We start from the raw sequence: 13,814 nt of genomic DNA, 5'->3' as shown, positions 1-13,814 counted from the left end.
TGGTTCTGGCGGCAATGGTTCTGGTGGCAATGGTTCTGGTCGCAATGGTTCTGGTGGTAACGGTTCTGGTCGCAATGGTTCTGATGGCAGTGGTTCCGGTGGTAGCGGTTCTGGTGATGGTAGCGGTTCTGGCGGCAGTGACTCTCAAGGCGGCAACCGCGTTAAAGGCGATAGTAGCTCTCAGGGGGGAAATGGTTCTCAAGGCGGCAATGGTTCCCAAGGTGGTAACGTAAAAGATAACGCGAAAAAGCAAGGCGATAAGTTACCTAATACTGCAACACATTATCCTGTATCTGTTTTAATGGGACTTTCAACATTCCTAATTGGTATGTTACTATTTATTCGCCGCAAAAACGCAAAATAAAAACACATCCCTCCATCTAAAAAATACATGAAACAAATTGTAAAACTAAAAAGGACTTTGGATTGCATTTTATTATGCAGCCCAAAGTCCTTTTCACCCATCCAAAAAGCATTAATACGCTTTTCCCCAATACACCATTTGCTTAGCTTCTTTACCACAACAAACACATTCGTCAGCTACATGCTCTTGCTCAAAAGGCATACAGCGAGAAGATACTCCAACTTCTTCTTTTAGTTTCTCTTCACAAGCTAATTCCCCGCACCACATTGCTTTAATAAACCCTTGCTTTTCATCAGCTACTTTTTTCATCTCTTCGAAATTCGTCACACTATACGTATTCTCATCGCGAAATACTTTTGCTTTATTAAATAAAGAAATATGAATTTCTTCAAGTAGTGCTGGAATACGTTCTTCTAATTGATCCATTGATATAAATTCTTTTTCTTTCGTATCTCTTCTTACAAGTACAACTTGATTCTTTTCAATATCTTTAGGACCAACTTCTAATCGAATTGGAATGCCCTTCATTTCATACTCATTAAATTTCCAACCTGGCGTTTTATTGCTAGCATCTATTTTTACTCGTGCAACCTTTTGAATATGTCCTTGTAACTCTGTCGCTTTCGCTATAACTCCTTCTTTATGCTGAGCAATTGGTACAATAACAACTTGCACTGGAGCAACTTTTGGTGGCATTACAAGTCCATTGTTATCACTATGAACCATAATCAGTCCACCTATCATTCTTGTTGATACGCCCCAAGATGTTTGGTGTACATATTGCCATTTACCGTTACGATCTAAAAATTTAATATCAAATGCTTCTGAGAAATTCGTTCCAAAGTTATGAGATGTTCCTGTTTGAAGTGCTTTTCCATCATGCATTAAGCTTTCAATCGTATAAGTTGCCTTTGCTCCGGCAAACTTTTCTTTGTCTGTTTTTTGTCCTTTAATTACCGGTATCGCTAAGTAGTCTTCACAGAAAGAAGCATATAGATTTAAAATATGTAACGTTTCAGCTTGAGATTCTTCTGCTGTTTCATGAATTGTATGACCCTCTTGCCATAAGAATTCCGTTGTACGAAGGAATGGTCGCGTTGTTTTCTCCCAACGAACTACTGAACACCACTGATTATATAACTTTGGCAAATCATTATAGGATTGCACAATTTTTGAAAAATGCTCACAGAATAAAGTTTCAGATGTAGGGCGTATACAAAGTCTTTCCGCTAACTTTTCATCCCCGCCATGTGTCACCCATGCTACTTCAGGAGCAAATCCTTCTACATGATCCTTCTCTTTTTGCAATAAGCTCTCTGGGATAAACATTGGCATATACACGTTTTCATGACCAGTTGCTTTTAACTTCTCATCCATAAATTTCTGCATATTTTCCCATAAGGCATAACCGTACGGACGTAAAATCATACATCCTTTTACACTCGAATAATCAACAAGTTCTGCTTTTTTTACAATATCTGTGTACCACTGTGCAAAGTCCTCTTCCATCTTCGTAATCGCTTGTACTTGTTCTTTTGCCATAGTCAGTCTCCTCCTTCTAGAAAATACAAAAAAGCCCGCGTCCCTAAATAGGGACCGAGCTTTGCCGGCGTTACCACCCTGATTCATGCACAAAAATTGCGCATGCTCTCTTTTTGATAACGGGAAATTCCCGCTGCATATGCAGAACGCAAAGGTAGGTTCCATATCGCCTTTTTAAGAATCTTTCAGCCTAGCGGATTCTCTCTCTACTAAAAAGGTTGAACATGTACTATTCCTTTTTCATCGTTATAACGAAATAAATTTGTTGATTATCATAATACAAATTCTTTTTTAAAACAATAGTTAATTTTCTTACTTTTATATATTCTTTTCATTTTTTACAGTTTTATACGTAGCTTTTCCGCGTAATTTTCACAAGTTGATGTGCAATCATACCGATAAGTGTACCAAGTAGGACGAAGAAACCAATAAATCCATATCCCATTCCTTCCCATCCACCAATAACCATCATTGTAACGGGAAAGGATGCTAAGCAAAGAAGTATTAAACTAAGTGCAAATATAATATCAAACTGCTTGTCTGGAAACCGTTTCTTTAGTAAATACGAAATAGCAAATACAAGAATAATCGTAATTCCGCCAATGATGTAAAAGATACCAAATCCATCTAGCAGATCCATAGTATTCCCTCCTTTCATTCATTCCCTTATACTTAATTATATGTTTAATTTTTCTGAAAATAAATAATAAATTTTATTCAAAAACATATTTTTATTACTAGGTATCAATAGTAATATATAGTAATAGGTTTTATATAATTAGGAGGATTACTTTATGGATAAAGCATTAACGAATCGTGTCATCATTTTATCATTCGACTGTTTGTCAGCTTTAGATTTTCCTATACTACAAAAATTACCTCACTTCCAATCTCTAATAAAAAACGGAGCAATTGTGGAAAAGGTAGAGCCCATCTATCCTTCTGTAACCTATCCAAGTCACTCAACAATCGTAACTGGTAATTACCCTAATAAACATGGTGTTGTTAGCAATACATTACTTCAACCTGGACGCGAGTCACCAGATTGGCATTGGTACCGAAAATCCATTAAGGGAACAACTTTATACGATGAAGCACGTAAAGAAAATTTAACGACTGCGGCCCTTCTATGGCCTGTTACCGGCAGAGCAAATATTGATTACAATTTACCAGAAATCTTTCCAAATAGACCGTGGCAAAATCAAGTTTTAGTTTCATTATTTAGCGGCAGTCCGCTATATCAATTAGATTTAAATCGTCGTTTCGGCCATATACGAAATGGATTATCACAACCTGAACTCGATGATTTCGTACTTGCTTCTGCTGTGCATACAATCCAGACGAAAAAGCCTAATGTCATGTTTGTACATTTCACCGATTTAGACACTCAAAGACACTATCATGGCTTTGAATCTAATGAAACAATAGCTGCAATCCATAGGCATGACGAACGTCTAGGAAAAATTATTCAAGCATTAAAAGAAAGTGGACTATACGAGGAAAGTACAATTATCGCTCTTGGTGATCATAGCGCTTTAAGTGAAAACAAATCCATTCAATTAAACGTACTATTTCATCAAAAAGGGCTTATATCTATAAACTCAAAAGGAAAATTAGTAGACTGGAATGCTTATTGCCAAAGTTGCGATGGGTCCGCCTATGTATATGTGAAAGACAAAAACGATACAGATACGATTCGAGAAGTACAACTACTTCTTGAAGAACTGCTTCAAAATAAACAAAACGGTATTGAATTTATACTTCATGATGAGGATGCGAAAGAACGCGGTGCAGACAGTAATTGTTTATTCATGTTAGAAGCACGAGAAGGGTATTATTTCACTGAAATTTATACAGGAGATTTTATAAAAGAAATTACTGAAAAAGATGTTACGCCTAGTAAAAAATATACATTTGGTACGCATGGATACTCTCCAACAAAACCTAACTATGAAACAATTTTTATCGCGGCCGGGAAAGGGATAAAAAGCGGTGTTACCATCCCGTATATGAGACTTATTGATGAAGGTCCAACTATCGCTAGACTACTTGGTTTACACTTAGGTGAAACAGACGGATCAATTGTAGAGGATTTACTTCAATTGTAAAGAACTGTGTATATATGTAAAAGTTATGTAAAATTCATCACTGTTTCTCTTTTTATAATTTTTATTTTTGTACACTGTTAGTAGAACAAATTTAAGGGGGAACATTATATGAAAAAAATGTCCAGACAAGAAAAAAGCTGGATATTATACGATTGGGCGAACTCAGTATATTCGCTCGTCATTACAACTGCATTATTTCCAATCTACTTTAAAGCAGCTGCAAAAGAAGCTGGATTATCCGGTGCAACTTCAACAGCCTATTGGGGATATGCAAACTCATTCGCAACACTTCTAATTTCTATACTTGCTCCTATTCTCGGCACAGTTGCTGATTATAAAGGATTTAAGAAGCGATTTTTCACATTCTTCTTTGGACTCGGCATCGTATTTACAAGTATGCTAGCAGTCGTTCCAACATCTCAGTGGTACTTATTATTAGGATGCTATATGCTCGCATTAGTCGGTTTTGCTGGGGCAAACATTTTTTATGATGCATTTTTAGTAGATGTCACTACTGAAGATAGAATGGACCGAATTTCTACGAGAGGTTTCGCTTTAGGTTATATTGGGAGTACTATTCCTTTTATCGGTTGTATCGCTCTTATTATTCTTGCTCAAAAAGGAACTATTCCTTTATCAGTTGGCATTGCTAGTCAAATTTCATTCGCGATAACTGCTCTTTGGTGGGGACTATTTACAATTCCAATGCTGAAAAACGTAGAACAAACACATTATATTGAACGTCATCCAAGACCAATTACAATGAGCTTCAAACGCCTTGCTGAGACTTTTAAAAATATTAAAGAATATAAAACTGTATTCATGTTCCTAATCGCTTACTTTTTCTATATTGACGGGGTCGATACAATTATTACTATGTCTACCGCTTACGGAACAGATCTTGGTATTAGTGCAACGAATCTATTAATCATCTTATTTGTCACACAAATTGTAGCTTGTCCATTCGCTTTACTATATGGAAAATTATCAGAAACCTTTACAGGTAAAAAAATGCTATATGTCGGCATTATTATTTATATCATTATTTGCATATACGCTTATTTCTTAAAAACAACACTCGATTTTTGGATTTTAGCAATGTTAGTTGCCACTTCTCAAGGTGGTATTCAAGCACTTAGTCGTTCCTACTTTGCGAAACTAGTACCTAAAGAATCTGCAAATGAATTCTTCGGATTTTATAATATATTTGGCAAGTTTGCCGCGATTATGGGTCCAGTATTAGTCGGTGTTACAACGCAATTAACTGGAAAAACGAACGCTGGTGTTCTTAGTATTATTGTATTGTTTATTATCGGTGGATTCCTATTAACTAGAGTCCCTGAAAATAATACATCCGTTACACCACCTAATCCGAAAACTAAAACGCTATAAGAAAAAGATCCTCTTCATATGAGAAGAGGATCTTTTCTTTATTTTTATCGATAACGTCTTACAACTAAAAACTCAACAGCTGGCTTTACAACTATAGCAGCACATAACGCAAACAATAGCGGTATGTTATGAAAATCAATCCATCTATTAAAGCCTACCGATGCGAAAAATAGACCAAAAATGAATACAACGAGCACATAATATGTAACATTGGCACTTGTTTTTAGTACATGTTTTTCTAAATCCTGGTTCTCCTCAGTTTCCCCTTCAACGCTATGTGATGCCAAACTTTTAAATAGATAATGTAACGCGATGCTACAAATAAATAGTGCATACCAGTTTATTTGTAGCTCAGTTAACCAATAGTAAAGCGCAAACACTAACGTACCTATAGCTACCAATACAGTAACGAAAAGGCTTATTTTCTCTTTCCCCAACAACTACTCCCCCTACTGCTTGTACAAAAATAGTTTATCAACAGTTGTTCCTAACACTTCCGCTAAACGGAATGCTAACGCTAAGCTTGGATCATATTTATTATTCTCAATTGCATTTATCGTCTGTCTAGAAACCTTACATTTATCAGCTAATGCGCCTTGTGAAATATTATTTTCAGTGCGTAATTCATGGATTTGATTTTTCACACCATTTCTCCTAATCTGTAAAATCGGTTTTACATCATCAGTATATAATTGGCTCATATAGTTGTCAAAAGTTCCCCAAAGAAAAAGGGAGCAATTCTGCTCCCTTACAATAGTTATTTCGAAGCTAATGAATTAGTTAGTTCCTCTTTATTAGCAACGTCTTCTTTCTTTATTTGCATGCGTAGAACTGGCCCTATTGCCAATAATATAAGTGCCATCGCTATACAAAATACGATAACTAGTGAAGTCATTTCCTTTAATCCTCCAGCTAAAGCAGTACCAATTAGCATCGCTCCCATAAACAGCGGTAAAATTGTTCCATTTACTCTTCCAACCATATTTTCTGGTACAAGTTGAATCATAAGCGTACCGACAACGATATTAACACAGGCTAAACAAATACCTGTTCCAAATCTCATGAAACTAGTAACCCAAAATGATGTAGATAGTCCTTCTACTAAAAATGATATTGCTAATATGCCCATACCGAATACAAACATCTTTTTCGGATTCACTTTTGAAGCGAAAATCGCAGCAACAATACCACCAATTAACATGCCTATTCCATCAGCTGCAGCTAAATATTGAACTGCTTCCTTTTCCATTCCAAGGCGTTCTATTACAAGAAACACCTCTAATGGATGTGTTAATCCAACAGCTAAGCCCATAATGGTGAAAGTGATCGTAATCATACGTAAATTTTTCGTATGAAGAACATATTTCCACCCTTCTTTTATATCATTTTTTAATGAATCTCTCGTCACTTGCTCTTTTTCAACCCATTTTGGTAAGAATGAAAGAGCGATAGCAGATAACAAAAATAAAATGATTAAGCTATATAGTGACGTAAATAAACCAAGTTGTGTATACACAAGCGATCCTACCACTGGTCCAAAAATCAGAAATAATGACTGTAATGTTTGGTTAAATGCAATCGCATTTGCTACCTGTTCTTCTTTTACGTAGCGCTTAAATATACGCGAAGATGATGGCTGAGAAAACTGGCCTACAATCGCGGAAATGAGTGTTGCAAAAAATATAGCCTGCCAATAATCCAGCTTTAACAACAAGACAATCCCTATGATAGACAGTACACTTAATACATCTCCAGCGACCATTGTTCTTTTCGGATTCCAGCGATCAGCTAGTGCACCACCGATAAATGAAAAAATAAAAATAGGTGCATATTCCATAACTGATAACAACGAAACAGAAACTGGATCATTATTCGTTCGCTCCATTATGAAATACAAAAGAGCCATATTTCTGATCCAAATTGCAAATTGTTGTAAAATATCAGACGCCATAACGAGCATAAATGCTCTGTTTTTAAATAAAGCGTTCATCTTCATTCTCCTTCCACAAACCGACCGTTCGGTCTAATTTAATTTGTAGAAAAAGCAACTGACCTATTATTCAGCTGCCATTCCTTTTAACAATACATCTATTGCCTTTTTATAAATACGTTTCAACTCTTTATAATCTAACTCGTAGTAAAGTACTCCAAGCCCTGATAATAATCCATTCACAATATACATAAGATCGCGCGTATTATCTTCACGAAACTCTCCAGACTGTATACCTGCTTCAATTAGTTTCTCAAACATAACATATGATTCTCTAGTTAAAGCTAATAGTTCATCCAAAATCTCTTTACTTACAACTTGACTCATAGAGAATTCCTCTATTGCATTTGAAATGGGTTGCTGTATGTCCTCTACATGATATTCCGCGAGACCATATAGTTTTTCAGTACTAGTACTATACAACTTCTCTTTTTCATTCCATTTTTCAAGCCAATCATACGTATGCTGTTTCACTACAAATAAAAATAATTCTTCTTTACTTTTAAAGTGATAATAAATGCTTCCTTTACTTCGCTCTGTAATTTCACAAATCTCTTCCATAGATGTAGCTGCATAGCCCTGCTGTGAAAACAAACTTTCTGCTTTATATGCAATTTCTTTCTTTATCTCTTCTGCACTTCTTCTCATATTCACACCTCTTTAAACCGACCGTTCAGTCTAATAATAACAAATTTAAAACCTCTATTACAAGAGGCTATATTCCTTATTTAAGAAAACGTACTCTCAAACCACGTTCGAATCATATGTATTATTCCAATTTTAAATCCTAATTTAATAAAAAATACGCCTCCCGCAGCTAATAAAAATAACATTACTTTCCCCTTGTTTTTCACTTTCGGTTCCCTTTTCATTTCCATTCCCCTTAGTATGTTAAAAATATTTAAACAAACGTTTGTTTAACTGTTTTTATGCATATGTAAGCCAACTAATCAAACGTTTGTTTAAAAAGAAATACGCCTATATAAGGCGCATTTTCATCAATCACCACCACCGCAGCTTCCCCCACTATCTCCGCCAAAAGAACCTCCGCAATCATGTGAACCTCCATCATGCGAGCTATCATTATCAGATCCAGCAAAGAAAAATAGCGGTGATGAGTTGTTAGATGAATTATGAATGTTATTTTGTTTTGTAAGATTTACCTTCTTTTTGTTCGATCGAACTGCTGCTACGATTGTTCCAACTACAACAAATAATAGTATAAGAATAATAAATTCCATATAAAAGCCTCCCTTATTCCTCGAATAATTGAATGGTTCTCTCTAGATTTTCAAGTGAAATGAAGCGTGATTCACGAAGGATCTCTTTTCCATTATAAAATAATAAAACTGTTGGCCCTGTAAATACTCCATATCGCCCCGCAATCTCTTGCATGTCTTGTAGTAATATCTCTACTTTCTCTACGTAATCATAATTCTCTAATACGCTATTTACTTTTCTTAACATAACATCACAAACACTACAATTTTCCGTTTTAATAAACAGAAGTACTAATTGTTGTTCTTCAATATATGTCGCTAATTCTTCTATCGTTTCAAATGTATTCATCTTATCCCTCTTAGCGTAATTTACGAAATACTTTATCTTGATACATACGAAAAGCTGAACTATCTTTAACCTTTCTCTTTTCCATTACTTGCTGAAAACGAAGCGTTTTTACTGTTAACTCTTCTTGTAATTTTTTTCGCTCTGCTTCATCATAACAGCAAGCAATTAAATCTTCTATTTTTAATATATCTTTTTGTAGTTCCATTTCTGGTGGAATCATTCCCGCATTTTTTAAAATTTTATAACTCATTCTAAGTTCTGGAGGTACCATTGAAAGGTCTTCTAATTGTAGTGGTTTTCCTTTTCCCGGAATGTTATCAAGATCACCATTCCGTATTGCATGTCGAATTTTTTCTTCAGCAATGTTCAAAAACACATCCACACCATTCCCTCCTTTACATATTTTTACTATTATTTTACATGATATTTTCTCATCTTGCTACGTCATAAGAAATCGACTTCATACAATTTTTTCTCAATTTTATTTATAAGGCGCTATTTTCTACCTCACAAATATTCCATTTTCATATACAGTTTGTATTCAAGCCCTTTTATATTGAGAAAATCCTTACGAATTGAATAAAGCGTTTACACTAAATCTTACATTTGGTACGATTTAATCATCCACTGCTCCTTGTATAGACTTCGTGATGTCTGATCATTTTTATCTAGATGATTTATACAGCTAGATTCATTTTGATTTATTGGCGCATGCCTTTAAATATATCTTTTATTTTGAAAGGAGAAATGGCTATGAAATCAAAAAAATTTACACTGCTATTACTATCCCTACTACTCTTCTTACCTCTTTTTCTCACAAACTTTATTACTCCAAACTTCGCATTAGCAGATTCACCAAAGCAAGATCAAAAAATTGTTGGGTATTTTCCTTCATGGGGCATTTACGGACGTAATTATCAAGTTGCAGACATTGATGCATCAAAGCTAACTCATTTAAACTATGCTTTCGCTGATATTTGCTGGAATGGAAAACATGGAAACCCTTCTACTCACCCCGATAATCCAAATAAACAAACGTGGAACTGTAAAGAGTCTGGTGTACCACTGCAAAATAAAGAGGTCCCTAATGGTACTCTCGTACTAGGTGAACCATGGGCTGATGTCACAAAATCTTATCCTGGCTCCGGTACAACTTGGGAAGATTGTGATAAATACGCACGCTGTGGAAATTTCGGAGAACTGAAACGATTAAAGGCTAAGTATCCCCATTTAAAAACAATTATTTCCGTTGGTGGCTGGACTTGGTCTAACCGCTTTTCTGACATGGCCGCTGATGAAAAAACAAGAAAAGTATTCGCTGAATCTACAGTTGATTTCCTACGCGAATATGGATTTGACGGCGTTGATTTAGATTGGGAATATCCGGGCGTAGAAACGATTCCTGGTGGTAGTTATCGTCCTGAAGATAAGCAAAACTTCACTCTACTTCTTCAAGATGTTCGAAATGCATTAACTAAAGCTGGTGCAGAAGATGGTAAACAATATTTACTAACAATCGCGTCAGGTGCAAGCCAACGTTATGCTGATCATACAGAGCTAAAGAAAATCTCTCAAATACTTGATTGGATTAATATTATGACATATGACTTCCACGGTGGATGGGAACCTACTTCTAACCATAATGCAGCTCTATACAAAGATCCAAATGCCCCAGCAGCGGATACGAAATTTTACGTAGATGGTGCGATAGACATTTATACAAATGAAGGTGTTCCAGCGGATAAACTCGTATTAGGTGTACCTTTTTACGGACGTGGATGGAAGAGTTGTGGAAAAGAAAATAACGGACAATACCAACCTTGTAAACCAGGTAGCGATGGAAAGCTAGCCTCTAAAGGTACTTGGGATGATTATTCTACCGGTGACACAGGTGTGTACGATTATGGTGATTTAGCAGCTAATTATGTTAATAAAAATGGGTTTGTTCGCTACTGGAACGATGTAGCGAAAGTACCTTATTTATATAATGCGACTACAGGCTCATTTATTAGCTACGATGACAATGAATCTATGAAATATAAAACAGACTATATAAAGACGAAAGGTTTAAGTGGAGCAATGTTTTGGGAATTAAGTGGGGATTGCCGTACAAGTCCAAAATATAGTTGTAGTGGTCCTAAATTACTTGATACGTTAGTAAAAGAATTACTAGGTGGACCTATTACTCAAAAAGATATTGAGTCGCCAACAAATGTAAAAAATATTGCTGCTACAAATAAAAATTCAAACTCAGTTCAATTAAACTGGACTGCATCTACTGATAACGTAGGAGTTACTGAATATGAAATTAGTGCAGGGGAAGAAAAGTGGAGTACAACAACAAACAGCATTACAATTAAAAACTTAAAACCTAATACAGAATACACATTTTCAGTAATTGCCAAAGATGCTGCCGGAAATAAGTCACAGCCTACCGCTATTACAGTTAAAACAGATGATGCTAATACGACACCTCCTGGTGGAAATGGCAATGCTACCTTTTCAGTCACTTCAAATTGGGGAAGTGGTTACAATTTCTCAATTGTAATAAAAAATACCGGGACGATCCCTATTAAAAACTGGAAATTAGAATTTGATTATAACGGCAATTTAACGCAAGTTTGGGATTCTAAAATTATTAGTAAAATAAATAGTCATTACGTAATTACGAATGCAGGATGGAATGGTGAAATTCCTCCCGGTGGATCGGTTACAATCGGAGGGGCAGGAACAGGTAATCCCGCCGAACTTGTAAATGCATCCATTAGCGAAAACTAAAGGTAACATCCCTTAATTATTTCACTAAAGTTTGAATTTAGGTTTAAGCACTCTTTCCTAAATTCAAACTTTTAATTTCATGAAAAATCACAAATTTACATTACAATAACCTATTATAATTATATTTAGTTTCTAATATGAAGTTCATGTGAAGTTCATCTGAATTTTACATGAATTTCCTTTCAGTTCTATTGTCTTCCTATAGTAATAACATTATCCTTTACATATAGGAATTATTTTCATTCCATTTCAAACTATCTATATATATAAAAGAAGATAGTCGCCTATTAGGGAAAGGCATCTAGTATTATTATAAATATAAACATAACAATAGAAAAAGCACGCTTATAAGCGCACCATAAGAGTGCTTCTTCATACAATTCTCATGTAAGAGTTCTCGAAAATCATGTTAATCACAAAGAAAAGGCATTAGCTTATACAAGCTAATGTCTTTTCTTTGTACTTGTAGATCATCTTGATAATCATGTAAATTCCATAGTATAGTCATCAAGCTAATGCCTTTTCTTTGTAATTATTGTTCAGCGTTCCATTCTTCTATATTCCATACTTTTGTGATCCATGCTTCATAGAAAGACGGCTCATGTGAGACAAGTAAAACTGTTCCTGTATATTGTTGTAACGCTTCCTGCAAAGACTTCTTTGTTTCTATATCCAAATGATTAGTCGGTTCATCTAAAATTAAAACATTGCTTTTCGTTACGATCAGTTCGCATAAACGTACTTTCGTTTGTTCCCCGCCGCTTAATAAACGAATAGGTTTTAATACATGCTCTTCTTTTAATCCACACTTCGCTAATGCTTGGCGCACTTCTTTTTTTGTCATATCTGGTCGTTCTGCCCAAACTTTCTCTAATGGTGTTATTTCTGAAGCAAACTCTTCTTGTGCAAAATAGGCAGGATTTACTCGCTCTCCAACAGAAATCGAACCACTTAGCGGTTTTATTTGGCCTAATAACGTTTTTAACATTGTCGTTTTTCCAATTCCATTATGGCCAACAATCGCTATCTTTTCTCCCTTTTTCACTTGTAAATTCAACTCTGGACATAACGGATCACTATATCCTATCCTTAGTTTCTCAGCTTGCAATATACGACTCACTGGCTCCTCATAAACATTGAAATCAAAACGAGATTGAGTTACATGATTAACCTTTTCAACCCTTTGCATTTTCTCCAACACTTTCTCTCGACTTTTAGCCTGTTTCGCTTTTCGAATTTTATTTTTTTGAATAAATGTTTCTAACTGAGTAATTTCTTTTTGTTGTTTCGCATACGCCGATTGTAATTGTTTCGTTTGCACTTGATAACTTTGCACAAACTTTTCATAATTTCCTACGTATCGCTTCACTTTCCCTCCTTCTAGATGATAAATAACATTCGTAATACTATTCAAAAACACTTCGTCATGTGAAATGATTACATAAGCTTTTTCATACAGTCTCAAATATGATTGCAACCATTCTATATGAGCTGTATCTAAATAGTTTGTTGGCTCATCTAGCAATAAAACATCAGCTTTTTCTAAAAGGAGCTTCCCAAGTAATAACTTCGTTCGCTGTCCTCCACTTAACTTTGAAACATCCTTTTCCAAACCTACCTCAAACAACCCTAAACCAATTGCTACTTCTTCAATTTCTGTATGAATTTGATAGAAATTAGAACTTTCCAATATAGTTTGTAATTCTCCATACTTTACTAACAGTTTTTCTACTTCTCCTGCTCCATTCATTTCTTCAGCAATTTTTAACATTTCGCATTCAATCGTATACAAATCCGAAAATGCACTTTGTAGGTATTCTTCAATTGTTATCCCCTCTTGTAAATCCATATGCTGCTGCAAGAAACCTACCTTCACATGTGGAAACCATTCAATGCTTCCGTCATCATGTATAAGTTCTCCTGTTAAAATCCTTAACAATGTTGATTTTCCAATTCCATTTTGCCCTACTAACCCAACATGCTCGCCCTTTAATAGTCGGAAACACGCATTATATAAAATGGTTTTCTCACCATACGAATGACTTAAATTTTCTACTGTTAATATACTCAT

At 35.2% G+C, this 13,814-nt stretch carries 15 protein-coding genes and 1 other annotated feature; of the genes, 4 read left to right on the top strand and 11 right to left on the bottom strand.

The window, feature by feature from the left end; all coding sequences use genetic code 11:
* On the top strand, positions 1-364 hold a 364-nt coding region (locus DN390_RS19880; protein WP_147808189.1), incomplete at its 5' end, for an LPXTG cell wall anchor domain-containing protein.
* Between the two features lie 111 nt (positions 365-475).
* Here the strand turns inward: DN390_RS19880 and proS are convergent.
* A complete protein-coding gene (proS, locus tag DN390_RS19875; RefSeq protein ID WP_147808188.1) occupies positions 476-1,906 on the bottom strand; it encodes a proline--tRNA ligase in 1,431 nt (476 codons plus the stop codon).
* A 46-nt stretch (positions 1,907-1,952) separates the two neighbouring features.
* Positions 1,953-2,159: a binding site (T-box leader), on the bottom strand.
* A gap of 93 nt (positions 2,160-2,252) precedes the next feature.
* Positions 2,253-2,546, bottom strand: a complete 294-nt coding sequence (locus tag DN390_RS19870) for a YesK-like family protein (RefSeq protein WP_060629394.1) — start codon at positions 2,544-2,546, stop codon at positions 2,253-2,255.
* 154 nt (positions 2,547-2,700) lie between these two features.
* On the opposite strand from DN390_RS19870, the gene DN390_RS19865 reads away from it, so the two are divergent.
* Positions 2,701-4,014, top strand: coding sequence for an alkaline phosphatase family protein (locus DN390_RS19865; RefSeq protein ID WP_147808187.1), 1,314 nt, complete (start codon positions 2,701-2,703; stop codon positions 4,012-4,014).
* 108 nt (positions 4,015-4,122) lie between these two features.
* Positions 4,123-5,406: an MFS transporter gene (locus DN390_RS19860; RefSeq protein ID WP_098264965.1), complete on the top strand. Its 1,284-nt coding sequence runs from the start codon at positions 4,123-4,125 to the stop codon at positions 5,404-5,406.
* Positions 5,407-5,450: 44 nt separating this feature from the next.
* Here the strand turns inward: DN390_RS19860 and DN390_RS19855 are convergent, their stop codons facing one another.
* The 8 genes from DN390_RS19855 to DN390_RS19820 form a co-directional block, all read right to left on the bottom strand.
* On the bottom strand, positions 5,451-5,843 hold the full coding sequence (locus tag DN390_RS19855; RefSeq protein ID WP_060629391.1) for a hypothetical protein: 393 nt from the start codon (positions 5,841-5,843) through the stop codon (positions 5,451-5,453).
* A 12-nt stretch (positions 5,844-5,855) separates the two neighbouring features.
* A complete protein-coding gene (locus DN390_RS19850) occupies positions 5,856-6,107 on the bottom strand; it encodes a helix-turn-helix transcriptional regulator (protein WP_060629390.1) in 252 nt (83 codons plus the stop codon).
* Positions 6,108-6,163: 56 nt separating this feature from the next.
* Positions 6,164-7,396, bottom strand: a complete 1,233-nt coding sequence (locus DN390_RS19845) for an MFS transporter (protein WP_147808186.1) — start codon at positions 7,394-7,396, stop codon at positions 6,164-6,166.
* A 66-nt stretch (positions 7,397-7,462) separates the two neighbouring features.
* On the bottom strand, positions 7,463-8,044 hold the full coding sequence (locus DN390_RS19840) for a TetR/AcrR family transcriptional regulator (RefSeq protein WP_060629388.1): 582 nt from the start codon (positions 8,042-8,044) through the stop codon (positions 7,463-7,465).
* An 80-nt stretch (positions 8,045-8,124) separates the two neighbouring features.
* Complete coding sequence (locus tag DN390_RS19835; RefSeq protein WP_060629387.1) at positions 8,125-8,268, bottom strand: hypothetical protein; 144 nt, start codon at positions 8,266-8,268, stop codon at positions 8,125-8,127.
* A 126-nt stretch (positions 8,269-8,394) separates the two neighbouring features.
* A complete protein-coding gene (locus DN390_RS19830) occupies positions 8,395-8,637 on the bottom strand; it encodes a hypothetical protein (RefSeq protein WP_147808185.1) in 243 nt (80 codons plus the stop codon).
* 13 nt (positions 8,638-8,650) lie between these two features.
* Entirely contained in the window at positions 8,651-8,965 is a 315-nt protein-coding gene (locus DN390_RS19825) for a thioredoxin family protein (protein ID WP_060629385.1), read from the bottom strand.
* Positions 8,966-8,975: 10 nt separating this feature from the next.
* Positions 8,976-9,347 carry a DnaJ family domain-containing protein gene (locus DN390_RS19820; protein WP_147808184.1) on the bottom strand — a complete coding sequence of 124 codons (372 nt, stop codon included), beginning with the start codon at positions 9,345-9,347 and terminating at the stop codon, positions 8,976-8,978.
* Positions 9,348-9,718: 371 nt separating this feature from the next.
* Between DN390_RS19820 and DN390_RS19815 the strand changes: the two genes are divergently transcribed.
* Complete coding sequence (locus DN390_RS19815) at positions 9,719-11,743, top strand: glycosyl hydrolase family 18 protein (protein WP_147808183.1); 2,025 nt, start codon at positions 9,719-9,721, stop codon at positions 11,741-11,743.
* A 532-nt stretch (positions 11,744-12,275) separates the two neighbouring features.
* Here DN390_RS19815 and DN390_RS19810 read toward each other — a convergent pair.
* The gene (locus DN390_RS19810) at positions 12,276-13,814 is read right to left on the bottom strand and encodes an ABC-F family ATP-binding cassette domain-containing protein (protein ID WP_060629382.1); all 1,539 of its coding nucleotides are present in this window, start codon (positions 13,812-13,814) and stop codon (positions 12,276-12,278) included.

This window comes from Bacillus sp. SH7-1 (assembly GCF_008042405.1).
GTDB classification, from domain to species: Bacteria; Bacillota; Bacilli; order Bacillales; family Bacillaceae_G; genus Bacillus_A; species Bacillus_A thuringiensis_N.
The sequence above is the reverse complement of the archived record's forward strand: the minus strand, read 5'-3'. Positions and strand labels throughout refer to the sequence as shown.